This is a genomic window from Neobacillus sp. GCM10027624 (assembly GCF_042675345.1).
In the GTDB taxonomy this organism is placed as follows: domain Bacteria; phylum Bacillota; class Bacilli; order Bacillales; family Cytobacillaceae; genus Neobacillus; species Neobacillus cucumis_D.
The window spans coordinates 254,172-278,277 of sequence record NZ_JBHTHD010000010.1; the positions used below are offsets into that span (position 1 = coordinate 254,172).

The window sequence follows — 24,106 nt, forward strand, 5'->3', positions numbered from 1 at the left end:
GGAGATTTCCACGGAAATAGTGATGGGCTGGATGGAAATATAATTAGCGACAGCTGAATATATGTGGAAACGTGCAGAATAACCAAGGAATTTAGCTGATTGTATTTTTTGTCCAATTTCAAGAAACTAGCAATAGGTTTTATAGCGGCAATTTGATAAAATATACTTTAAGAGACTTTACAGAATAGATTGAGAGATTTATTTATAAAGGCAGGTGACAAAAAGTTGGCGCAAATATGGTTGGTAGAACTGCTAAAAGGAATTGGCAAGTTATTTCTACATCCCATTTTTTATTATCTTCTATTCTTATCAGCAATTTTAGGAGTAATGAGAGTAAAGCGGGAACGAAAAAATTTCCATGTTCGGGCGCATGATGCATATTTTGAGCTTCGGCAGCTGTTTCCTCTAGGGATCATGGTAGGTCTTTCACTTTCGATTGTTTCCATTTTGGCGGGCATTGTTGTTCCGTTTGAGGCAATCGTTCTCACAGCTGCCTTTACGTTATTGTGGAGTTTTACTGCCAATATTCGGTTGATGTCACCCGTTTACACAGTTGGTGCGGCATTTTTTGCCTTAATCATCATGGCAGAAAATAAATGGTCAATACCCCTTTTTTCACAAACGTTTCATTCGCTTGACCAAAAGGTATATCCGTCAGTAGTGGTATTATTGGCACTTTTATTTATTGCCGAGGGAGTCATGATTGTTAAGAACGGCAGTAAAGGGAGCTCTCCCAAACTGGTAAAAAGTAAACGGGGTCAGAGTGTTGGGGCCCATGAGGTAAAAAGATTATGGTTTTTACCGATATTTCTCCTCGTACCGGGGGATGCACTTAGCCTTCCGTTCGATTGGTGGCCTGTTTTTCATGTCGGGGCTGAAAAGTACTCGATCATCCTTGTTCCCTTTGCAATTGGTTTTCAACAGCAAATCCAAGGGATGCTTCCAAAAGCGGCTATTCAGCTTTATGGACGTCGTGTAATTGTACTTGGCTCGTTGATCGCGATTCTTTCCATTGTCGGCTGGTGGTATCCGCTTCTGTCGATTATTGTAGCTGCATTTGCTGTGATTGCCCGTGAGTCATTAGCGTTAATCCAAAAATTGAAGGATGATAGTCTGCCATTTTATTTTTCAAAAAAGAACAATGGTTTGATGATTCTTGGAATTATTCCGGAATCCCCGGCAAGTAAAATGGAATTGAAGGTTGGGGAGCTTGTGACAAAGGTCAATAGTGTTGCAACTTATAACGAAAAGACCTTTTATGAAGCGCTGCAAAAAAACCGCGCTCATTGTAAACTAGAGGTTCTCGATACGAATGGAGAGATTCGTTTTGTCCAGAGGGCTTTATACGAAGGCGACCATCACGAACTTGGAATCCTTTTTGTTCAGGATGCGCGGAAGTTTGATGATGAGAAAATCAGCTGAAAAAAAAGAACCATTGCGGTTCTTTTTTTTTGCCTTTAAACCTTACTCGCCTAAAAAATCTTTTTAAATACTATAAGACAATGATTTATACATATATTGAAACATTCAAATAATTGTTTGACCATTTTAACAACCTAACATATACTAATACTCAAATAAACATTTGAATAATGGTGGTGAAGGAATTGAAACATGATGATATTTGTGAAGTAACCTGTGTGGATGAAGGAAAAGTTAAGAAGGTAAAGGAAACAGTTTCCCAGCAAAATACAGTGGCTGTTTCACAAATATTTAAAGCGTTGTCAGATGACACTAGAATTAAAATTGCCTATGCCTTAAGCGTTGAAGATGAATTATGTGTATGTGATGTAGCGAACATCGTAGGCAGTACCACTGCAACAGCATCCCATCATTTACGACTGCTTCGAAACCTCGGTTTAGCGAAATATCGAAAAGAAGGTAAATTAGTCTATTATTCTTTAGATGACGACCATGTGAAACAATTGATTCAAATCGCGTTCGAGCATCAAAAGGAGGTGGTGGTCCTTGAGTAACGCTTTAGAAAAGTCGAACGAAAAAACCATTTACCGTGTACAAGGATTCACCTGAGCGGGCTGTGCGACAAAGTTCGAAACGAACGTAAAACACCTGGATGGTGTTTCTAATGCAAGTGTAAATTTCGGAGCATCGAAGCTTACGGTTTATGGTGAAACAACAATTGAAGAGCTTGAAAAAGCAGGAGCTTTTGAAAATATAAAAATAATTCCCGAAAAACAACGATTCGAAGAGAAAAAGGAACCATTCTTTAAAAAACATTCTTCCGTCATTGCCTCATTTGTTTTCCTTCTCGTCGGATGGTTTTCAGCGCAAATGAATGGCGAAGAGAGTATTTCATCCATCATCGCTTATGGGGCGGCAATTTTAATTGGCGGATATCGCCTTTTTACCACGGGATTTAAAAATTTATTTCATTTAGAATTTGATATGAGAACTCTAATGACCATTGCCGTAATTGGAGCAGCAATCATTGGTGAGTGGGGAGAAGGAGCAACCGTTGTCATCCTGTTTGCGATCAGTGAGGTCCTAGAATCTTATTCAATGGACAAAGCTAGACAATCGATTCGTTCCCTAATGGATATTGCTCCAAAAGAGGCTTTGATACGGAGGGGAAATCAAGAGTTTACTGTAGAGGTGGACGATATTAGGATTGGCGATATTTTAATCGTGAAACCCGGACAGAAAATCGCTATGGACGGACTTGTAGTAAAAGGGGCATCGGCCATTAATCAGGCCGCGATTACAGGGGAATCTGTCCCTGTTTCGAAAACAGTTGATGATGAAGTATTTGCTGGAACACTTAATGAAGAAGGCCTTCTTGAAGTCAAAGTGACTAAACATGTGGATGATACGACGATAGCGAAAATCATTCATCTGGTTGAAGAAGCTCAAGCAGAACGTGCTCCATCTCAAGCATTTGTCGATCGCTTTGCCAAGTACTATACTCCTGTTATTATGTTCATTTCTCTGTTAGTAGCGGTACTTCCACCGTTGTTAGCTGAAGCTGATTGGAATAAATGGATTTACCAAGGGCTTGCAGTTTTAGTGGTTGGGTGTCCTTGTGCCCTTGTAATTTCCACACCTGTATCGATTGTGACTGCCATTGGGAATGCAGCACGAAATGGAGTTTTGATTAAAGGCGGAATTCACTTAGAAGAAATGGGAGCCATAAAAGCCATTGCCTTTGATAAGACAGGAACCTTAACAGAAGGAATTCCAGTGGTAACGGATTATCTACCACAATTGAATAAAAATTCGAATGAGATCCTTATGATTGTGGCTGCTTTAGAAAAAGGATCCCAGCATCCCTTAGCATCTGCCATCTTGAAAAAAGCAGAGCAGGAAAATTTACCTTACGAAGATTTAGAGATTGAAGACTTCTCTTCTATTACCGGTAAAGGGATTAAAGGTAAAGTAAACAACAAGATGTATTATGTAGGAAGCCCTAATTTATTTGAAGAAATTCTATCTGACGGAATACCATCAAACTTAGACGAAATGATTTCTGAATTGCAAATTCAAGGGAAAACCGTTATGGTGGCGGGTACTCCAACAGAAATATTGGCATTACTTGCCGTTGCAGACGAGGTTAGGGGGAATAGTAAATCAGTAATTCAGAAACTTCACTCGTTAGGAATTCAGAAAACCATCATGTTAACAGGTGATAATAAAGGGACTGCTACTGCGATTGGCCAGCAGGTTGGAGTTTCTGAAATTCAAGCTGATCTCTTGCCTCAAGATAAACTAACCTTTATTAAAGAATTGAGAAATAAATATGACCGAGTGGCAATGGTTGGGGACGGTATAAATGATGCCCCAGCTCTCGCTGCATCAACTGTCGGAATCGCTATGGGTGGTGCTGGAACGGATACTGCTTTAGAAACAGCAGATATTGTTCTAATGGCAGATGATTTAGGTAAACTTCCATTTACTTTAAAACTAAGCAGGAAAGCATTATTTATCATCAAACAAAATATCACATTCTCATTAGGGATTAAGCTATTGGCTTTATTACTAGTGATTCCAGGATGGTTGACCCTTTGGATTGCGATTTTCGCAGATATGGGTGCAACGCTTATTGTTACATTAAATGGGATAAGACTTCTTGGAGTAAAAAACAAATAATATTGGCTTCTCTTTAGTGGGGAGCCTTTCCAATATCGTTGTCGCAATTAAATCTTTGTAAAGGAGTTATTAAAATGGGACATAATCACAGCCATCACCATGGTCATGGTCATGGACACAGTCATGCCCCTGCAAGTTATGGTTTCGCATTTGGATTTGGTATTATTTTAAACACAATTTTCATTATAATTGAAATTACCTTTGGTATCCTGGGGGATTCTCTAGCACTGCTTGCGGATGCGGGGCATAACGTAAGTGACGTACTCGGATTAGTTATTGCTTGGGTTGCCGTTTGGTTAGGAAAAAAAGCACCGACAAAAAAAAGGACCTACGGGTATAAAAGAAGTTCTATCTTAGCAGCATTATTCAATGCGGTTTTCTTACTCGTAGCGATCGGTGCAATTGCCTGGGAAGCAATACAGAGATTTTCTTCTCCTGAACCAGTTGCTGGGAAGACGGTTATCATCGTAGCTGTTATTGGTATCGTAATTAATACTGTTACGGCGTTATTATTTATGTCAGGGAGAAAAAACGATCTGAATATTCGTGGAGCCTTCCTGCACATGGCTGCAGATGCATTCGTTTCTTTAGGCGTAGTGGTTGCGGGTTTTGTCATTCTTTGGACGGGATGGCAATGGCTTGATCCATTGGTCAGCCTCGTTATCTCCATCGTTATTTTCTTTGGTACATGGGGATTGTTAAAGGAATCCATTAACTTATCGTTAGACGCTGTCCCAGAAGGGATTGACTTAACTAAAATAAGAGAGTATTTAAGTAATTGGCCAACTATTATCGAAGTCCATGATTTGCACGTATGGGGGATGAGTACGACAGAAGCGGCCTTAACCGTTCATTTAATTCGATCTGAAATCGATGATAATGATGAGCTGCTTCAAAAATTAACGAAGGAATTACATGACCAATTTGGTATTGAACATGCCACTATCCAAATTGAAAAAGGAACCTTTAGTTGCTCGCTTCAGCCCGAAGGTACTATTTAGATAAATTAACTTATTAGTCCTTATAAATCTACAATGAAAAAAACAACGAATTTTCGTTGTTTTTTTTCATTGTGTAGAAACTGTCTTTATTTTTGATTCAAAATAATGTTAAAAGATGTTCCCTGTCCAACTTGGCTTTCAACAGATATTTCTCCTCCATGGGCTTCAACTAATTGCTTTACAATTGCTAGCCCCAATCCATAGCCCCCAGTTGATCTTGAACGAGATTTATCCACTCTGTATAAACGGTCAAAAATATGTGGTAAATCTTCTTCCGGAATACCTATTCCTTGATCTTTGATTGACAGATGAATGACTTCATTTTCTTTAAAAACTGTAATTATGGTAGTAGTATTTTCTTTTGAGTATTTGCGGCTATTATCTAAAAGGTTTAAAAGAACTTGCTCGAAACGAATAGGATCCAACTCAAAAGATAAATTTTTAGGGCAGGCAAGTTGCAATTTTATTTTATTACTTTTAAAGGCTGGTAAAACTTTATTAAAGATAGATTGTAAAAAATCGCTGATATTAACTTTTTCTTTGGAAATTGAAAAGGTATTATGATCCAATTTAGCGAGGTCAAATAATTCTTTAAGTAATAAGCTTACATGCTCGGATTCCTCTTGGATAATTTCGAGGTATTGGGCACGGTCTGTTTCACTAAGTTCCTTTCTTTTAGCAATATCTGCATAGCCCTTAATATAGGTTAAGGGTGTGCGGAGTTCATGTGAAATACTTGCCAGAAATTCATTTCGCTCTTGTTTTAAATAATTTAAGTCATTTGCAAGAGTCTGTATGGATTGTGCTAATTCTCCCAGTTCATCACGGGAAGGCGGTGGAAGTGTAACGGAAAAGTCTCCTTTGCTTAATTTTTTTGTTGCTTCTTTCATCGAGATCAATGGCTTTGTTAATGCCTTCGATAAAAAGAAAATCGTTATAATCATGAAGATAAGAACTAAAATAGATGCTAAAAGGAAATGTTTATTTAATTGAGAAATTAACTTCTGGACCTCATCTGTGTTCTTGAACATATATACATATCCCGCTTTTTCTCCGCCCTTATTAAATGCGGTAACAGTTGCAATATATTGTTCCTTTTGCCAATCCGATTGCAGTACTCGTCCATTTCTTGGGAGGTTATCGATCGGTTTATTTAATATAGTTCTCATGCTACGGTTGATTTTACTAGATGAAAGTAAAATATCACCGATTGTGTTCGTGATAACAACTTCAGTATCTGTATGGGATTCCATTAAACCGATGTGATGGAGTGTGGCTGAATCTGAAGTGATTTCTAAAACAGCCCGATGACTATTTCCCCTTGCCTGAAGTGAACCCAGCTCCTGATGAACCTGCGAATGGACTAAATTATTATGTAAAAAAAACATCGAAAAAATTTCAATCACCAAAATACAGAAAAAAAACCACAAGCCTAATTTAATCGAAATCTTCATACCTTCCACCTATTATGATTTTAATTCAGAGCCCTCTTTTATCCACTTATATCCCATTCCCCAAACGGTATGTAGATGGTTGTCAATTGGAAAGCCTGCATTTCTTAATTTTTCTCTTAAATTTCTGATATGGGAATCTATCGTTCGGTCATCAATATTCGAATTTAGACCCCAAAGGGCTGTCACTAAATGATCTCGTGAGTAAACTTTCTGTGGATTTTTTAAAAACAATCCCATTAAAGCAAATTCCTTCGGTGTAAGTGGAATAAGCTGGTTTTGAAACTTTAATTCCACCGTTTCTTCATTCCATACTAGTCCTTTAAAAACAAGCTTACGCTGAGGATCGATTGAATGATTTGTTCTTCTTAACAATGCTTCAATTCTTGCTAATAGTTCCTCTTCATGGAATGGTTTCGTCACATAATCATCGGCGCCATACTTTAATCCTTTGATTACATCGACTGTTTCACTTCTAGCCGTTAACATGATAATGGGAATATCTGAAAATTCCCTGATTTTTCGGCAGGTCATCCACCCATCTATTTCAGGCATCATCACGTCAAGGAGCACGATGTCGATATTTTCCTTCTTCAGGTGAGTTAAAGCATCTTTCCCCGATTCAGCCTTCAAACATCTATAATCATAAGGTGTTAAATATAGAGATAAAAGGTCGAGCATACGGGTTTCGTCATCCACTAGTAAAATTGTCTTCATAATTATCCCACCTTACCCTTGTTACTATCATTATAAAAGAAAAATATGAAGAAACCTTGCAGATGGAAGTGTTTTATTATTTCGATTTTGTGTCAATTGGCTCGGTTTTTATAAAAGACAAACTTTGTCCAAGGAAAAACCATAGTTTCTGCACACTTTTCCATTAAAGTGAAACCATGTTAATCAATACTCTTATTTTAAAATTTATGGGAACGAGGTGAATGGTTTTGAAAGTTAAATGGTTGTTGATGATTATTCTGGTTATTGTATTTTCGGGTGGAAGAATGGCTATGGCACATGAAGGGGATCAAAAGATGCAATCTACATCAAGCCCTAACGGAAATGAACATTCCGAGCACAACATGGAAGGAATGGACATGAGCGGGGAACACAACACTGACAGTCATGATATGGAAGGAATGGATATGAGCGGGGACCAAGGCACTGACAATCATGATATGGAAGGAATGGACATGGAGGGCAGTGGACACTCCCATGGACCAGTAATTGAAAAACCAGCCAATTTAAAGGTGTTGGGTACTTATGGTGCAGTTAATCTTTCGTTTATTGTGATTGGAATATGGAATAAGTGGTTTAGAAGAAAGGATGTTTCTAATGGCAATTCCAAGTAATCAATTAGATAAAGAGAAAAAACGGATGAAAGAAAAGCAGCCTTATAATCTATTATCCATACCGATTATAAAAAAATTTATTCAAAGCCGATGGTATCCAGGCATTTTTCAATGGATCGTCCTCACCGTTTTTTCCGTTATTGTTTATGAATTAGTTGCCGGAACCGTTGACCCAACACGAAATGTCGGAACTTCGTTAACCTGGGTTTTATGGTGGCCGCTAATCCCAATCTTTTTCCTCGTAATCGGAAGGTTTTGGTGTGCGATTTGTCCATTTGGCAAATTGAGCGATATTGTTCGAAAAACGATTGGCAGCAATCGGCCGATGCCGAAGTTTTTAAGAAAATATGGGCTTTGGATGATTGACCTTTTTTTTATCGCGATTACCTATAGCGATCATATTTGGGGAATTGTTGAATCACCAAGAGGGTCAGGTTATTTACTACTATTACTTGTTACTATGGTGGTTGGGACATCCGTTTTCTATGAAAGAAGAACATTCTGTAAGACTCTTTGTTTCCTAGGAGGATTATCTGGTAACTATTCACGTTCCGGTTCATTAGAACTTCGCGGTACTCTGGAGATTTGTAAGACGTGTAAAACTCAGCCCTGTTTTAAAGGGAACGATAAGGCAGAAGGCTGCCCAATGTTTCAATTTGTACGGACAATGGATTCATCGGCTGATTGTAACTTATGCGGAAATTGTGTAAAATCTTGTCCTAATAACTCGATTCGAATTTCTCCAAGAGTTCCTACATCGGAATTATGGGGAATTAAAAAACCGAGACTAGAACATACCTTCTTAGCCGCCGTCATTATGGGAATTGTGTTTGTTCAAAACATTACAATGGTGGCGATTTGGCAGGATATTTTAAAAGCAATTGGTACTGTAACGGGTACAGATCATTACAATGTAAACTTTACGGTTGCCTTTATTATTTCAATGGCCATCCCAGTTTGCCTATTATTTGCAACAGCAAAAATTGCTACTTTAACAGGTGGTTCTGTTGAGAAGGTAAAGAAAAACTTTATTCGATTCGGTTATGCAATCATTCCATTAGATTTAGCCGGACATCTTGCTCATAATTTATTTCATATCATTACAGAAGGAAAGGCTATCTGGTATAATACCGCGGGATTATTTGGATTGAATGTGACGAGAGGCGATTTAGCTTTTGCTCCGGCTTCATCCGTTCAAATGCTCCAGTATATTATTATCGTGATTGGAATGATTGGTTCCATTTATACAGCTTATCGAATTGGCAACAAAGGATCTTTTAAAGTATTGATGCCGTATTATACTTTAATGGTAATACTTGCAGTAGCAAATATTTATTTGTTCTCACTCCCAATGATGCACAGGGTCTGAAACACTAAAAACCTTAGCCTGTAAGATCAATTCATTCGGCTAAGGTTCTTTTAATTCCGCATGCGGTGGGAATCACGGCATGATACTAATTCCGTTTGGTGTTTTTCCAACGTTTATCGTCTTGATCACCTTATTTTGGGAGTTGTCGATAACATTCACGGTATTTTCAAACATATTGGTTACATATGTTAATTTATTGTCTGGACTCGTTACGACCCCATGTGAGCCTTTGCCCGTTTCAATCGTTGCAGCCACTTGTTTAGATTTTAAATCTACCTTAGTTAAAGAATGTGAAGGAGCATCTTCTGTTCCTTGATTAGCAACGTAAGCAAATTGATCGCCCTGTCCAATATAAACCTGTGCAGGACCGTTCCCAACTCTGACTTTATCTACTTTTCCTGAAGCTAAATCTACAATGGCTAAGGCATTTTCTTTATTTAATGTTACAACTAATGTCTTACCATCCGTTGTAATTCCAGTCGTGACGGGTGTTTCTCCAACTTTAATTTTTTTGTCTTCCTTCAGGGTTTGAAGGTTTAGAACACTCACAGTGTCCTCCCCCATATTTGCCACATAGGCGAACTGGCTATCCTTTGATATTCTGAATCCGTGCGGACCCTTTCCGGTCGGAATGGTTTTAACTATCGCATAATTCTTAGCATCAATCACTGAAACTGTATTATCCTCATTGTTTGTAACCATGACGTACTTCCCATTTTCCGTAAAGACGATATGCGCAGGATGGTTGCCTACTTTTACCTCTTTAATAATCTTATCTTGAATTGGATCAAAGAATATTGCTTTTCCTGTCATATCCATAGAATCGTCATGGCCATGCCCATTCATCATTTCTGGAATAACCGTAGCAGCTACCACTTTTCCATTAGGCGACACCTGAATATTATGAACGGCTCCTTCAAATTTAAAGGTTGAAATAACCTTTTGCTCATTCGGGCTTATTTTTGAAATACTTCCACCTTCATTTGCTGTAAAGAGGAATCGAGCTTCCTGATTTGTTTTTGATACCTGAGTTTTTTCTGTTTTTCCATTTTCCTTATTGGTTGTATTTCCACACCCTACAAGAAATAATGACAAAATTAACATGCTGGTAAAAAATAAAGCTAAATATTTTTTCAATGATTTTTCCTCCTTTGCAATTTCAATACCATGATAATGATTAAATTTGCAGAAAGTATGGATTTTGATAAAAATGTTACAATAGTCGGCTATAAATGTACGTGAGTTTTGGCGAATTTTTGACAAAATCAAAAATGCATTATTTCTTGATATTTATCTGATAAAGTTATTTTTGTAGTAATGCTGTTAAAAAAATATAAATTAATTATAAAATTGGGCTTTACATAGGGTAGGGGGGTATAGTATTATAAAAACAAGGGAAAATATAATAAAATATTCGAAGGGAATGAACATAATGGAAAAGGTATCATTAAATGTTATAGGAATGTCTTGCGGTCATTGTGTAAAGGCAGTAGAAGGAAGCGTCGGTGCACTTAACGGTGTCAGTTCCGTTAAGGTCGATTTGAAAGCAGCAAAAGTAGATGTGGAGTTTAATTCACAAGAAGTTTCATTAGAGAAAATTAAGGAAACCATCGATGACCAAGGTTATGATGTGAAATAAAGATTGTGAAAAAGACGTGCTAGCTCCTAGCACGTTCCTTTTCACAAAAATATATACCTATACAGGGTATAAGGAGCTGGCTTTTATGAGTCAAAATATAAAAGAGACCAATTTACAAATCTCTGGAATGACCTGTGCAGCATGCGCCATTCGAATTGAAAAAGGTCTTAATAAATTAGAAGGCGTTGAAACTGCAAATGTGAATCTGGCCTTAGAAAGATCCAATGTTAAATATGATCCCGAAAAAGTCAAGGTGGAGGAAATTGAAAAGAAGATTAAGGATTTAGGATACGAGGTTATCAAGGAAAAAACTGAATTTGATATCACCGGAATGACCTGTGCCGCTTGTGCGACCCGAATTGAAAAAGGCCTTAATAAGTTAGATGGTGTTGTAAAAGCAAATGTGAATTTAGCGCTTGAGAAAGCGACAGTGGAATACAATAGTGCGGTTCTTTCAACGGGTGAAATCATTCAAAAGGTGGAAACCCTCGGTTATGGTGCTCATATAAAGGAAGATGTAAAAGATACGATTGACTATCGGCAAAAGGAAATTGAAAAACAAACAGGGAAGTTTCTCTTTTCGAGTATCCTTTCAATCCCGCTTTTATGGGCAATGGTAAGTCACTTCAGCTTCACTTCATTCATATGGGTTCCGGAAATGTTTATGAATCCGTGGGTTCAATTAGCTTTGGCCACTCCAGTTCAGTTTATTATCGGGAAACAGTTTTATGTTGGTGCCTATAAAGCCTTAAAAAATAAGAGTGCCAATATGGATGTTCTCGTTTCACTGGGAACTTCCGCTGCTTATTTTTATAGTTTATATCTATCTATTGCATCCATCGGAAGTCACGGGCATTCAGTGGAGCTTTATTATGAAACAAGTTCAATCCTGATTACATTGATCATTCTTGGAAAGCTGTTTGAGGCGAAAGCAAAAGGTCGTTCATCTGAAGCGATTAAGAAATTGATGGGGCTTCAAGCGAAAACAGCAATGGTTGAAAGAGCAGGAATCGAACAGGAGGTCCCGATTGAGGAAGTAATCGTTGGGGATATCCTTCATATTAAACCCGGTGAGAAGATTCCAGTCGATGGAAAGATAATTGAGGGCCGTTCGGCTATTGATGAGTCGATGTTAACAGGTGAAAGCGTTCCTGTTGATAAAAGTCCTGGTGATGAGGTAATTGGATCTACCATCAATAAAAATGGATTTCTCAAAGTGGAAGCAACAAAAGTTGGCAGGGATACAGCTTTGGCACAGATCATTAAAGTTGTGGAAGAAGCCCAGGGATCAAAAGCGCCGATCCAACGTCTAGCTGATAAAATTTCCGGCATATTTGTCCCTATTGTTGTGGCACTTGCCGTCCTAGCCTTTGTTGTTTGGTATTTTTTCGTAACACCCGGGGATTTTGCAGAGGCTTTGGAGAAGTTGATTGCTGTTCTCGTAATTGCCTGCCCGTGTGCATTGGGATTGGCAACACCAACTTCGATTATGGCTGGTTCAGGGCGTGCAGCAGAATATGGAATTCTGTTTAAAGGCGGGGAACACTTGGAAATGACGCATAGAATTTCTACTGTTGTTCTCGATAAAACTGGCACAGTTACAAATGGAACACCGGTTTTAACCGATGATTTCACATACAACTCTCAATCAGAAGAATTTTTATCACTTGTGGGATCTGCTGAGAAACAATCCGAACACCCGCTTGCTCAAGCAATCGTTCAAGGAATTAAAGATAAAGGAATTGCCTTAAAGGATGTAACGGAATTTGAAGCGATACCTGGATTTGGTATAAAAGCAATTGTCGATGGAAAAGAGATGCTGGTGGGAACAAGAAAGTTAATGAAAAAGTTCAATGTATCTGCGGAAAACGCTCTTGATCAGATGGATGCTTTAGAAAAGGCAGGAAAGACTGCAATGCTTACAGCAATAAATGGTCAATTTGCTGGGATTGTGGCCGTTGCGGATACGATAAAAGAAACATCCCAAACAGCGATCAGCCGCCTGAAAAATATGGGAATTGAAGTGATTATGATTACAGGAGATAATCAGCAAACCGCGAATGCAATTGCAGCTCAGGTTGGGATCGAACGGGTAATTGCCGAGGTACTTCCTGAAGGGAAGGCGGATGAAATAAAGAAGCTGCAGGCACAAGGTAAGAAGGTTGCCATGGTCGGAGATGGAATCAATGATGCACCCGCCCTTGCTATTGCCGATATCGGTATGGCGATTGGGACTGGTACGGATGTGGCGATGGAAGCAGCTGATATTACGCTGATTCGCGGGGATTTAAATAGTATTGCTGATGCCATTTTTATGAGTAAAAAGACGATTCTCAATATTAAACAGAATCTTTTCTGGGCGCTTGCCTATAACACACTTGGTATTCCTGTCGCTGCCCTTGGGTTCCTTGCTCCATGGCTTGCAGGGGCAGCAATGGCATTCAGTTCCGTTTCGGTTGTTTTAAATGCATTGCGGTTGCAAAAGGTTAAATTGTAAAGGTGTGGATATGATCCACGCCTTTTTGACGGTGAAATCCTTAAGGAAATACGGAATTTCAAGAGCTAAATTCATTTTTCTGTTGCAATTTTGTGAATAAATTTTTAGAATTAATTAACAGAAAGAAATGAATGAGGTGTACCCATTGGTGATTGAATATTTATCGGCACTTATTTTGCCGGGTTTACTCGTTTTATTATTTACCCGGGTCACTTACAATCGGCTTATTGGTCTTGCATTAACCGTCGCACTTATTGCTGCCTCTGCTTATAAAGGTTATACCAACACATTACCGCTTATTATCATTGATGCTTTATCATTAACGGCCGGTTTTTGGCTGGCTGCAAAAATGAAGCCGAGAATAATAAAAAAAAGTTAGATACTGCTTTTATAGTCTGCCAAATCGAGATTTGGCAGACTTTTTAATTTGATCCGCAAATAAAGGGGGACAATTCGCAAATAAGTAGATAAAATTCGCAAATAAACTAGAAATTTCCGAAGAAAAACACCAAATATAATGGTAATCTCAAAAAAAACGAATATTCGTTCGCATATTATTGGTTTGTTTTTGGGGTTTTGTGGTAAGATGGTAATATATTATGGAAAGAATCACTTTTCAGCCGCAACCGGTCCGAGACTTTTTTAAAAGGCAGAAAAGTAATGAATCGAACCTATTGTATTTAGGGGGAAATTTTGTGAAGGACCAATTTGAATTAGTATCTAAATATTCGCCGCAGGGCGATCAACCGGAAGCTATCCGTCAATTAGTGCAAGGAATCCATGAAAATAAACGTTATCAAACCCTTTTAGGAGCAACAGGGACGGGTAAGACGTTTACGATTTCCAATGTCATCAAAGAGGTAAATAAGCCAACCCTTGTGATTGCCCACAATAAAACCTTGGCCGGCCAGCTGTACAGTGAGTTTAAGGAATTCTTCCCAAACAATGCTGTGGAGTACTTTGTCAGCTACTATGATTACTATCAGCCGGAAGCCTATGTTCCACAGACTGATACATTTATTGAAAAAGATGCAAGCATTAACGATGAAATTGATAAATTGCGGCACTCAGCAACCTCGTCGCTTTTTGAGCGAAACGATGTCATTATCATTGCCAGTGTCTCGTGTATTTATGGTCTCGGTTCGCCAGAGGAATATCGTGAAATGGTACTCTCCCTTCGAACAGGGATGGAAATTGAACGCAACCAGCTGCTCCATCGTCTCGTCGATATCCAATATGAACGAAACGACATCGATTTCAAACGGGGAACATTCCGTGTCCGCGGTGATGTGGTCGAGATCTTCCCCGTTTCACGGGATGAGCACTGTATGCGCGTTGAATTTTTCGGCGATGAAATCGACCGGATCCGTGAAGTAGATGCCTTAACAGGAGAAATTATCGGAGAACGGGACCATGTTGCTATTTTCCCTGCCTCCCACTTCGTTACAAGAGAAGAAAAAATGCGCATTGCCATTGAAAACATTGAAAAAGAACTCGAGGAACGCCTAAAGGTCCTTCGGGAAAATGATAAATTGCTTGAAGCACAGCGAATCGAACAGCGGACACGCTACGATCTGGAAATGATGCGGGAGATGGGCTTTTGTTCAGGTATTGAGAACTATTCGCGCCATCTAACATTACGGCCGCCAGGTTCGACACCTTACACCCTATTAGACTATTTTCCTGAGGATTTTTTAATGGTTATTGATGAATCACACGTGACATTGCCGCAGGTCAGAGGAATGTTTAATGGGGATAAAGCGCGGAAAGAAGTGCTCGTTGAACACGGATTCCGCCTGCCTTCCGCATTAGACAACCGGCCGCTTACGTTTGATGAATTTGAAAAGCATATTCACAATATTATTTTTGTGTCCGCCACCCCTGGTCCCTTCGAACTGGAGCATACACCGGAAATGGTTGAACAAATTATTCGGCCGACCGGCTTGTTAGACCCACCAATTGAAGTTCGTCCAATTGAGGGGCAGATTGATGATTTAATCGGTGAAATCCAGGATCGGGTGAAGCGCAATGAACGTGTGCTAATTACAACATTAACGAAAAAAATGTCCGAGGACCTAACCGATTACTTAAAAGAAATCGGCATTAAAGTTCAATACCTTCATTCAGAAGTTAAAACGCTCGAGCGGATTGAAATTATTCGCGAGCTGCGTCTTGGTAAATATGATGTCCTCGTCGGAATTAACCTGCTCAGGGAAGGTCTCGATATTCCGGAGGTTTCGCTTGTAGCTATTTTAGATGCGGATAAAGAAGGTTTCCTCCGTTCCGAACGCTCTTTAATCCAAACGATTGGCCGTGCTGCGCGGAACGCCAATGGAAAGGTAATTATGTATGCTGATCGGATTACCAATTCAATGGAAATGGCAATCAGTGAAACGAAACGCCGTCGTGAGATCCAGGAGGAATATAACCAAAAGCACGGGATTACACCACAGACGATTCAGAAGGATATTCGTGATGTTATTCGTGCCACGCATGCGGCTGAGGAGCAGGAAGACTACAAACCGGCAGCAGCACTTGGCAAGCTGTCCAAGAAAGAAAAAGAGCGCTTAATTGCCGATATGGAAAAAGAAATGAAAGAAGCTGCCAAAGCACTTAATTTCGAGCGTGCTGCCGAGCTTCGTGATTTAATTTTAGAATTGAAAGCGGAAGGATAACGTTAATCATGGCAATGGAAAAACTTATTGTAAAAGGAGCAAGGGCTCACAATCTTAAAAATATAGATGTTACTATTCCGAGAGATAAACTAGTGGTCTTAACGGGACTTTCCGGGTCAGGAAAGTCCTCGCTTGCCTTTGATACGATATATGCAGAAGGTCAGCGCCGTTATGTTGAATCCCTTTCCGCCTATGCCCGGCAATTCCTTGGACAGATGGATAAGCCGGATGTCGATGCGATTGAGGGATTATCCCCGGCAATCTCGATTGATCAAAAAACCACAAGCCGAAATCCGCGGTCAACAGTAGGAACAGTAACCGAGATTTATGATTACTTACGACTGATGTTTGCTAGAGTTGGCCATCCCACTTGTCCGATTCACGGAATTGAGATTTCATCACAAACGATCGAGCAAATGGTGGACCGAATTCTTGAATTTCCGGAACGCACGAAAATGCAAATCCTTGCCCCGATTGTATCTGGCCGTAAGGGAGCACATGTAAAGGTGTTCGAGGATATTAAAAAGCAAGGCTTTGTTCGTGTCCGGGTCGATGGCGAAATGCTGGATCTCAGTGATGAAATTGAGCTGGAAAAAAATAAAAAGCATTCCATCGAAGTAGTTGTGGACCGGATTGTCGTTAAAGAAGGCGTTTCTTCAAGGGTAGCTGACTCCCTTGAAACGGCCTTAGGACTCGGCGGTGGAAAAGTAATTGTCGACGTTATAGGGGAGGAAGAACTATTATTCAGTGAAAACCATGCCTGTCCGCACTGTGGCTTTTCCATTGGGGAATTAGAGCCGCGAATGTTTTCTTTTAATAGCCCATTTGGTGCCTGCCCTCAGTGTGACGGGCTCGGCTCGAAGCTTGAGGTCGATGTTGACCTTGTGATTCCAAACAAGGACTTAACGCTAAAACAGCATGCAATTGCCCCGTGGGAACCGACCAGCTCGCAATACTATCCACAGCTGCTTGAGGCAGTCTGTGATCATTATGGTATCGATATGAATATTCCAGTTATAGATATTCCAAAACACCAAATGGATAAAATATTATACGGATCTGACCGTGAAAAAATTTATTTTCGCTATGAAAATGATTTCGGACAAATCCGTGAAGGGCATATTGAATTTGAAGGCGTACTCCGAAACGTTGAGCGCCGTTATAAAGAAACAAGTTCCGATTATATTCGTGAACAGATGGAAAAATACATGGGGCAGCAGCCATGCCCGGCTTGTAAGGGGTATCGTCTAAAACCAGAAAGTCTCGCTGTCTTAATCTCCGGCAGGCATATTGCCCAAATTACCGATCTTTCGATTGAAGAAGCACATCAATTTTTCTCCGGATTGCATCTTTCAGATAAAGAGATGCAAATTGCCAGATTAATTTTTCGTGAAATTAGCGAGCGCTTAGGATTTTTGATCAACGTCGGTCTTGATTATTTAACCCTCAGCCGTACAGCGGGAACTCTTTCCGGTGGTGAGGCACAGCGGATTCGCTTAGCCACCCAAATTGGTTCACGGTTAACCGGGGTTTTATATATTCTTGATGAACCTTCTATTGGACTGCACCAACGGGATAATGACCGTTTAATTGGAACCTTGCAGAACATGCGCGATATTGGAAATACACTGATTGTCGTCGAACATGATGAGGACACAATGCTCGCAGCGGATTACTTAATTGATATCGGTCCAGGTGCAGGGGTGCATGGCGGGGAAGTGGTTTCTGCTGGTACACCGGAGGAAGTGATGGCGGATCCTAATTCTTTAACCGGCCAGTATTTATCAGGAAAGAAATTTATCCCGCTGCCACTTGAACGACGAAAATCTGACGGTCGTTTTCTTGAAATTAAAGGGGCCTCGGAAAACAATTTAAAAAATGTCAATGTGAAAATTCCACTTGGAATGTTTATCGCAGTTACCGGTGTCTCCGGTTCAGGAAAAAGTACGTTGATTAATGAAATCCTTCATAAATCACTGGCGCAAAAGCTGCATCACGCCAAAACGAAGCCGGGTGAGCATAAGAGTATTAAGGGGATTGACTATTTAGAAAAGGTCATTGATATTGACCAATCGCCAATCGGCAGAACCCCGCGTTCGAACCCGGCGACGTACACAGGTGTATTCGATGATATTCGCGATGTTTTTGCGACAACGAATGAGGCGAAGGTCCGCGGCTATAAAAAAGGCCGTTTCAGCTTTAATGTTAAAGGCGGCCGCTGTGAGGCCTGCCGTGGTGACGGGATTATCAAAATTGAAATGCACTTTTTACCTGATGTGTATGTTCCTTGTGAAGTGTGCCATGGGAAACGCTATAACCGTGAAACACTTGAAGTAAAGTACAAAGGAAAGAACATTGCCGACATATTAGATATGACCGTGGAAGCGTCCGTTCAATTTTTCGAGAACATTCCAAAAATCAGCCGTAAGCTGCAAACGATTTTGGATGTGGGTCTTGGCTACATCAAATTAGGGCAGCCCGCAACAACCTTATCGGGCGGGGAAGCGCAGCGGGTGAAGCTGGCTTCAGAGCTGCATCGACGTTCAACTGGAAAGTCCTTCTACATTTTGGATGAGCCGACTACTGGTTTGCATGTCGATGATATTTCTAGGTTGCTTGTTGTGCTTCAGCGCTTGGTAGAGAATGGCGATACCGTTCTTGTTATCGAGCATAATCTTGATGTGATTAAAGCAGCGGATTATTTAATTGATCTAGGTCCGGAGGGTGGCGACAAGGGCGGTACCATTGTGGCGACCGGTACACCGGAAAAAGTCGCAGAGGTCCCTGAGTCCTATACAGGGAAATATTTAAAACCAATTCTTGAACGTGACCGCCTGCGGATGAAAAAGCAAATTGATGAAAAAGAAATGATTGCAAAAAGCTAAGGCTAAGTGCCCTAGCTTTTTTGCTTGGGAAAAACTGAAACTTTAATTCCACTCAATTCGTATTAATAAAGTAGTAGGGAAGGCGTAAAAATCCCAAGAACGGAATAAGATGAATAGAATAAATGATTCGGGGTGAAAAACATGAAAGAGGAAAGAAAACGGATTTTACAAATGGTTGAAGAGGGGAAATTGAAGGTTGACGAGGCACTATCCTTGCTTGAGGAGCTAGAAAAGGCACAGCAGACCATGGAGCAAAAACAGGAACAAATCGTTCGTGAGCTTTCCACTGCAGTCAAGTTTGAGGAAGCGAATAAGGAAAATCAAGAATATGCAAATGGAAATAGGTTCCAGTCTACAAAAGATAAAATATTTGAGTTTGTTGATTCCGCTTTGAAAAAAATTAAAGACTTTGATCTCGATTTAAACTTCGGACAATCCGTAGAAATCTCCCATATTTTTCATCATGGCGACGTTTATTTAAAGGATATGGATTTGGATGTGGCGAACGGCTCATTAAAAATTGCTGCGTGGGATCAGAAGGATGTTCGGATTGAATGTCAGGCAAAGGTATATCGGGTTGATACACCTGAACAGGCAAGACAAAACTTCTTAAAGGATGTCATTTTTGCCATTGAAGGGGAAAAACTACGCTTTACGACGCAGCAAAAATGGATGAAGGTCGATGCGGTTGTGTATATCCCGCAGGCACAGTATGAACGAATTCGTGTGAGAATGTTTAATGGACCGATTTCAGGTGAAGAATTGAATGTAACAGATTTTCGCGTCAAAACCGCTAATGGTAAAATTGACTTAGCAAAGGTAACTGGAAAGCGGGCGGAAATCGAAACAGCCAATGGTCATATAAAGCTTCAAAATAGTATTATTGATGATATTGAGGCTGAGACCATTAATGGAGCAATTAAGCTGGATGGGAATTTTAGAAAGATGGCAACGCAAACATTCAATGGCAATGTAACTTACAGCCTGAATGGCAGTCGCTGTGAGTTAATCTCAGCAAAGGCAACCACAGGCAGTATTGATCTATATGTTCCGGAGGGTGTTCCAGTTAATGGGGAATTAAAGACCAATCTCGGCGGCTTTAATATGAAGCTTGAGGGGGTCCAAATTCTCGAGGAAAAAAGCGAGATGATACAAAAATTACTGCGTTTCGAATCGATTAATCATCCTGACCGACAGTTAAAGGTATTTGCCGACACAAAAACGGGTTCTATTACCATTCATAAATCAGACGGAGTTATTCCATTTAAATAGGTGGGAGTTTACATGAAAGAAACATTATTACCAAATGAGCAGGATGCAAGAAGATGAGATGGCTGATAGGAGTCCTAATTAATGCTATTTTATTTATGGCGCTTGCCGGATATTTTCGCGAAAGTATCCAACTGGCAGGTTTTACAGCTGCCCTTCAAGCAAGTTTTCTGCTCTCCATACTAAATATTTTGGTACGCCCACTGTTAATCCTGTTAACCCTGCCGGCAACCATTTTAACACTTGGTTTATTTTTGTTTGTGATTAATGCGCTTACTCTTGAGATTACCGATGCCATTATGGGACCGGCTTTTGAGATATCCGGCTTTGGAATGGCTTTGTTTGCTGCCGTTATCATGGCAATTGTTAACCTGATTATTCAAAAAACCATTCTGGAACCTTCTAAAAAACATTAAAATGAAAAAGGCTGTTAAACTTAGGTGTTGATTTCCGCTCCAGGCACAAGCGGTTCGTGGGCGGTCCGGGGAGCTTCCTCGTCGCTTCGCTCATGCGGGGTCTCCCCTGTTCTGTACTCCCACAGGAGTCTTCGTGCCTTCCGCTCCAATCAACGTTGTTCAAAAATCAACATTGTTTTTTAACACCCAAATGAAAAAATAGCGCGGGAGGCGACTCTGCGCTATTTTTTTGCTTGTAAATGGACAAGGTCATGGGATATTTAATAGAGTTGCATCTATTAGTTTTTTTTCTTCTATGGCGTCATTTCAGAGAAGTTGTCTAAATTATTTGGTTCTTGTTTAAAAAATGCTAAAATAAGAGGAAACTTATTTTAATTAATACCGCTAGCATCAGCACTTATAACCAAATCATCAACATCATTAGAAGTTTGCGCTTTTCTAAAAAAGGAGGAACCTACTTGGTAAAGGTACGCACGAAGGAAATTTTAGAAAAATTTCATCTAGAACTTATGAGTGGTGAAGAAGGAATTAATCGCCCGATTACCACAAGTGATATTTCCCGCCCTGGAATTGAAATGGCTGGATACTTTGAGTTTTATCCTGCAGAGCGAATCCAACTGTTAGGAAAAACAGAGCTTTCCTTTTTTGAGGAACTCACACCAAGTGAACGCATGTCCCGAATGGAACAGCTATGCACCGATATTACTCCGGCAATCATTGTCACACGTGGATTAGAGGTTCCTCAAGAACTGATTGAAGCCTCCGAACGCGAATCTGTTCCTGTCCTCCGCAGTGGTATGAAAACAACTCGTTTCTCCAGCCGGTTAACCAATTTTTTAGAAAGTAAACTTGCACCAACGACCGCTGTTCACGGTGTATTAGTCGATATTTACGGCGTCGGGGTGTTAATTACTGGTAAAAGTGGCGTTGGTAAAAGTGAAACTGCTTTGGAATTGGTGAAACGCGGACACCGCTTAGTGGCAGATGATTGTGTTGAAATCCGCCAAGAGGATCAAGATACCCTTGTTGGAACTTCTCCAGAATTAATCGAGCATTTATTAGAAATCCGCGGGCTCGGAATCATCAATGTTATGACGTTATTTGGTGCGGGAGCTGTCCGCAGTAACAAAAAGATTTCACTCGTCATTAGTCTCGAAAATTGGGATTCTCAAAAACAGTATGACCGCCTAGGTTTAGATGAAGAAAAAATGAAAATTATTGATACGGATGTCACCAAACTGACTATTCCTGTTCGCCCCGGACGAAACATTGCCGTAATAATTGAAGTTGCTGCGATGAACTTCCGGCTTAAACGGATGGGTGTAAATGCCGCCCAGCAATTTACTGAGCGTCTCTCCGAGGTCATTGAAGAAGGGGAACATGAAGACATTTAAGGGAAATAAGGAGACTAGAACATGAAAGAAAATATTCAGCCGCTTAATCCCATTGCCTTTACACTTGGACCTATTCAAGTGCATTGGTATGGAATTATTATTGGTTCAGGGTTAGCGCTTGCATTGTTCCTTGCCATCAGGGAGGGGAATCGCCGCGGCCTGCCAAAGGATACCTTTGCAGACTTAATGCTCTGGGCGATCCCGATTGCGATTATTTCAGCGCGGATTTATTATGTGATTTTTGAATGGAAGTATTATGCCCAGCATCCAACTGAGATTCCAGCCATATGGAATGGCGGGATTGCCATCCATGGAGCCCTCATCGGTTCTGTGATTACCACCTATGTTTTTGCGAAAAAGCGGGGAATTTCCTTCTGGAAAATTACCGACATTGCTGCTCCAAGCCTCATCCTTGGTCAAGCCATCGGCCGATGGGGGAATTTTATGAACCAGGAAGCTCATGGTGGGGAAGTCACAAGAAGCTTCCTAGAAAATTTACATTTACCAAACTTCATTATCAATCAAATGTATATTAATGGAACTTATTATCATCCGACATTTTTATATGAATCTGTCTGGGACTTTATTGGCTTTATCTTATTAATGCTGCTTCGCCGTGTTAATCTGCGCCGTGGGGAGTTATTCCTTTCCTATGTTATCTGGTATTCCGTCGGTCGTTTCTTCGTTGAGGGAATGAGGACTGACAGTCTTATGCTGACGAGTACCCTCAGAATGGCGCAAATGATTTCCATTGTCCTGGTCATTGGTGCGGTGGCAATCCTGCTGATTCGACGAAAAAAGCATCTGTCAGAAGAGCGTTATTTAGATCAATCCATTTCATAAGGCGGTGTAAGAAGCAACCATGATGAGCAACATTACCACCCTTCTATTTGATTTAGATGGGACATTAATCGATACGAATGAATTAATCATTGCGACTTATTTACACACACTTGAAAAATATTATCCAAACAAATATAAACGAGAAGACGTCCTTCCATTCATGGGTCCTACCCTTCATGAGGCATTTTCAACCGTTGACCCAGACCGGGTTGAGGAAATGATTTTGGAATATCGGACCTATAATCTTGCCAACCATGATTTGCTTGTGAAGGAATTTCCTAATGTGCTGGAAACCATCGGTACTTTGAAGGAAAAAGGCTATAAGCTTGGAGTTGTCACAACCAAGCGTCATGATACGAGTTTAAAGGGTCTTCGCTTAATGAAGCTGGAGCAATATTTTGATGTTGTAGTTGCGATGGATCATGTGACAAAAGTGAAACCAGATCCGGAACCGATTCTTAAAGCGTTGGAGCAATTAAATTCCCAACCTGAGGAAACCATCATGGTCGGAGATAATTTCCATGATATTTTGGCTGGGAAAAATGCCGGAACAAAAACAGCAGGAGTTGCTTGGACCATTAAAGGCCGAGACTATCTTGCTAAATATGAACCAGATTACATGTTAGAGAACATGGCAGACTTATTAACCATTCTCGGAGAGTGAGAAGGATGAGAAATACAACCCGCTATCCGGTTGAAGGGGCGAATTCCCTATGGCATGTTTATAAGACCGTGCCATTTTGGAAGGTGGTCAAAAATTTTATTGTCATTCAGCTGGCCCGTTATACGCCGTTTCTCGGAATGAAAAATTGGCTGTACCGTACCTTTCTTCGGGTAAAGGTGGGGGAGCAAACATCCTTTGCCTTAATGGTGATGCTTGATGTTATGTTCCCGGAAAAGATCAGCGTCGGCCGCAATACGGTGATTGGTTACAATACCACCATCCTGGCCCATGAATATTTAATCAAAGAGTATCGGCTTGGCCCAGTCGACATTGGCAGTGAAGTCATGATTGGCGCGAATTCGACGATTCTCCCTGGCGTCACAATTGGAGACGGGGCTATCGTTTCAGCCGGAACCCTTGTACATAAAAATGTACCTCCTGGAAGCTTTGTTGGCGGAAACCCCATGCGCGTCATCTACACAAAGGAAGAACTTGAAAAAAGATGGGCAGATGACCCAATTTATCAAAAATAAATAAGTTTTAAGATAGA

The 24,106-nt window shown here is 40.4% G+C and carries 20 protein-coding genes; 17 read left to right on the top strand and 3 right to left on the bottom strand.

Annotated elements, in window-relative coordinates; translation table 11 throughout:
* Positions 1 to 225: 225 nt before the first annotated feature.
* From ACFQZ9_RS15525 to ACFQZ9_RS15540, 4 genes are all read left to right on the top strand, one after another.
* Positions 226 to 1,422: a PDZ domain-containing protein gene (locus ACFQZ9_RS15525; protein WP_498944494.1), complete on the top strand. Its 1,197-nt coding sequence runs from the start codon at positions 226 to 228 to the stop codon at positions 1,420 to 1,422.
* Positions 1,423 to 1,607: 185 nt separating this feature from the next.
* Positions 1,608 to 1,976: an ArsR/SmtB family transcription factor gene (locus ACFQZ9_RS15530; RefSeq protein WP_498944495.1), complete on the top strand. Its 369-nt coding sequence runs from the start codon at positions 1,608 to 1,610 to the stop codon at positions 1,974 to 1,976.
* Positions 1,969 to 4,104: a heavy metal translocating P-type ATPase gene (locus ACFQZ9_RS15535; protein ID WP_498944496.1), complete on the top strand. Its 2,136-nt coding sequence runs from the start codon at positions 1,969 to 1,971 to the stop codon at positions 4,102 to 4,104. Before ACFQZ9_RS15530 ends, ACFQZ9_RS15535 begins: the two co-directional genes overlap by 8 nt.
* A 74-nt stretch (positions 4,105 to 4,178) precedes the next feature.
* Positions 4,179 to 5,105: a cation diffusion facilitator family transporter gene (locus tag ACFQZ9_RS15540; RefSeq protein ID WP_498944497.1), complete on the top strand. Its 927-nt coding sequence runs from the start codon at positions 4,179 to 4,181 to the stop codon at positions 5,103 to 5,105.
* An 86-nt stretch (positions 5,106 to 5,191) separates the two neighbouring features.
* Here the strand turns inward: ACFQZ9_RS15540 and ACFQZ9_RS15545 are convergent, their stop codons facing one another.
* Both ACFQZ9_RS15545 and ACFQZ9_RS15550 read right to left on the bottom strand, forming a co-directional pair.
* Positions 5,192 to 6,559, bottom strand: a complete 1,368-nt coding sequence (locus tag ACFQZ9_RS15545) for a sensor histidine kinase (RefSeq protein ID WP_498944498.1) — start codon at positions 6,557 to 6,559, stop codon at positions 5,192 to 5,194.
* Positions 6,560 to 6,571: 12 nt separating this feature from the next.
* Positions 6,572 to 7,273: a response regulator transcription factor gene (locus tag ACFQZ9_RS15550; RefSeq protein ID WP_498944499.1), complete on the bottom strand. Its 702-nt coding sequence runs from the start codon at positions 7,271 to 7,273 to the stop codon at positions 6,572 to 6,574.
* 227 nt (positions 7,274 to 7,500) lie between these two features.
* Between ACFQZ9_RS15550 and ACFQZ9_RS15555 the strand changes: the two genes are divergently transcribed.
* Together ACFQZ9_RS15555 and ACFQZ9_RS15560 are read left to right on the top strand one after the other, a co-directional pair.
* The gene (locus tag ACFQZ9_RS15555; protein ID WP_498944500.1) at positions 7,501 to 7,905 is read left to right on the top strand and encodes a hypothetical protein; all 405 of its coding nucleotides are present in this window, start codon (positions 7,501 to 7,503) and stop codon (positions 7,903 to 7,905) included.
* The gene (locus tag ACFQZ9_RS15560; RefSeq protein ID WP_498944501.1) at positions 7,889 to 9,274 is read left to right on the top strand and encodes a 4Fe-4S binding protein; all 1,386 of its coding nucleotides are present in this window, start codon (positions 7,889 to 7,891) and stop codon (positions 9,272 to 9,274) included. Before ACFQZ9_RS15555 ends, ACFQZ9_RS15560 begins: the two co-directional genes overlap by 17 nt.
* A gap of 72 nt (positions 9,275 to 9,346) precedes the next feature.
* Here ACFQZ9_RS15560 and ACFQZ9_RS15565 read toward each other — a convergent pair whose 3' ends face one another.
* Complete coding sequence (locus ACFQZ9_RS15565) at positions 9,347 to 10,411, bottom strand: YncE family protein (RefSeq protein WP_498944502.1); 1,065 nt, start codon at positions 10,409 to 10,411, stop codon at positions 9,347 to 9,349.
* A gap of 295 nt (positions 10,412 to 10,706) precedes the next feature.
* Here ACFQZ9_RS15565 and copZ point away from each other — a divergent pair, with 295 nt between their 5' ends.
* The 11 genes from copZ (at position 10,707) to ACFQZ9_RS15620 (ending at position 24,089) form a co-directional block, all read left to right on the top strand.
* Positions 10,707 to 10,913, top strand: coding sequence for a copper chaperone CopZ (gene copZ / locus ACFQZ9_RS15570; protein WP_198310459.1), 207 nt, complete (start codon positions 10,707 to 10,709; stop codon positions 10,911 to 10,913).
* Positions 10,914 to 10,998: 85 nt separating this feature from the next.
* Entirely contained in the window at positions 10,999 to 13,410 is a 2,412-nt protein-coding gene (locus ACFQZ9_RS15575; RefSeq protein ID WP_498944503.1) for a heavy metal translocating P-type ATPase, read from the top strand.
* Positions 13,411 to 13,555: 145 nt separating this feature from the next.
* Entirely contained in the window at positions 13,556 to 13,789 is a 234-nt protein-coding gene (locus ACFQZ9_RS15580; RefSeq protein WP_232490062.1) for a DUF2198 family protein, read from the top strand.
* Positions 13,790 to 14,105: 316 nt separating this feature from the next.
* Positions 14,106 to 16,085 carry an excinuclease ABC subunit UvrB gene (gene uvrB / locus ACFQZ9_RS15585; protein ID WP_498944504.1) on the top strand — a complete coding sequence of 660 codons (1,980 nt, stop codon included), beginning with the start codon at positions 14,106 to 14,108 and terminating at the stop codon, positions 16,083 to 16,085.
* 8 nt (positions 16,086 to 16,093) lie between these two features.
* Positions 16,094 to 18,970, top strand: a complete 2,877-nt coding sequence (uvrA, locus tag ACFQZ9_RS15590) for an excinuclease ABC subunit UvrA (RefSeq protein ID WP_198310455.1) — start codon at positions 16,094 to 16,096, stop codon at positions 18,968 to 18,970.
* 141 nt (positions 18,971 to 19,111) lie between these two features.
* Positions 19,112 to 20,242, top strand: coding sequence for a DUF4097 family beta strand repeat-containing protein (locus ACFQZ9_RS15595; RefSeq protein ID WP_498944505.1), 1,131 nt, complete (start codon positions 19,112 to 19,114; stop codon positions 20,240 to 20,242).
* A gap of 53 nt (positions 20,243 to 20,295) precedes the next feature.
* On the top strand, positions 20,296 to 20,655 hold the full coding sequence (locus ACFQZ9_RS15600) for a phage holin family protein (protein ID WP_498944506.1): 360 nt from the start codon (positions 20,296 to 20,298) through the stop codon (positions 20,653 to 20,655).
* Between the two features lie 458 nt (positions 20,656 to 21,113).
* A complete protein-coding gene (gene hprK / locus ACFQZ9_RS15605) occupies positions 21,114 to 22,049 on the top strand; it encodes an HPr(Ser) kinase/phosphatase (RefSeq protein WP_133333966.1) in 936 nt (311 codons plus the stop codon).
* A gap of 21 nt (positions 22,050 to 22,070) precedes the next feature.
* Positions 22,071 to 22,892, top strand: a complete 822-nt coding sequence (gene lgt / locus ACFQZ9_RS15610) for a prolipoprotein diacylglyceryl transferase (RefSeq protein ID WP_498944507.1) — start codon at positions 22,071 to 22,073, stop codon at positions 22,890 to 22,892.
* A gap of 19 nt (positions 22,893 to 22,911) precedes the next feature.
* Complete coding sequence (ppaX, locus tag ACFQZ9_RS15615; protein ID WP_498944508.1) at positions 22,912 to 23,556, top strand: pyrophosphatase PpaX; 645 nt, start codon at positions 22,912 to 22,914, stop codon at positions 23,554 to 23,556.
* A gap of 5 nt (positions 23,557 to 23,561) precedes the next feature.
* Entirely contained in the window at positions 23,562 to 24,089 is a 528-nt protein-coding gene (locus tag ACFQZ9_RS15620) for an acyltransferase (protein ID WP_198310450.1), read from the top strand.
* Positions 24,090 to 24,106 lie beyond the last annotated feature (17 nt).

What these genes read in the sequence shown, in the direction of transcription:
- ACFQZ9_RS15540 (WP_498944497.1), top strand. Translation starts at nt 4,179, where the DNA reads ATGGGACATAATCACAGCCATCACCATGGTCATGGTCATGGACACAGT.
- ACFQZ9_RS15545 (WP_498944498.1), bottom strand. Translation starts at nt 6,559, where the DNA reads ATGAAGATTTCGATTAAATTAGGCTTGTGGTTTTTTTTCTGTATTTTG.
- ACFQZ9_RS15550 (WP_498944499.1), bottom strand. Translation starts at nt 7,273, where the DNA reads ATGAAGACAATTTTACTAGTGGATGACGAAACCCGTATGCTCGACCTT.
- ACFQZ9_RS15560 (WP_498944501.1), top strand. Translation starts at nt 7,889, where the DNA reads ATGGCAATTCCAAGTAATCAATTAGATAAAGAGAAAAAACGGATGAAA.
- copZ (WP_198310459.1), top strand. Translation starts at nt 10,707, where the DNA reads ATGGAAAAGGTATCATTAAATGTTATAGGAATGTCTTGCGGTCATTGT.
- ACFQZ9_RS15575 (WP_498944503.1), top strand. Translation starts at nt 10,999, where the DNA reads ATGAGTCAAAATATAAAAGAGACCAATTTACAAATCTCTGGAATGACC.
- uvrA (WP_198310455.1), top strand. Translation starts at nt 16,094, where the DNA reads ATGGCAATGGAAAAACTTATTGTAAAAGGAGCAAGGGCTCACAATCTT.
- ACFQZ9_RS15595 (WP_498944505.1), top strand. Translation starts at nt 19,112, where the DNA reads ATGAAAGAGGAAAGAAAACGGATTTTACAAATGGTTGAAGAGGGGAAA.
- ACFQZ9_RS15600 (WP_498944506.1), top strand. Translation starts at nt 20,296, where the DNA reads ATGAGATGGCTGATAGGAGTCCTAATTAATGCTATTTTATTTATGGCG.
- lgt (WP_498944507.1), top strand. Translation starts at nt 22,071, where the DNA reads ATGAAAGAAAATATTCAGCCGCTTAATCCCATTGCCTTTACACTTGGA.
- ppaX (WP_498944508.1), top strand. Translation starts at nt 22,912, where the DNA reads ATGATGAGCAACATTACCACCCTTCTATTTGATTTAGATGGGACATTA.
- ACFQZ9_RS15620 (WP_198310450.1), top strand. Translation starts at nt 23,562, where the DNA reads ATGAGAAATACAACCCGCTATCCGGTTGAAGGGGCGAATTCCCTATGG.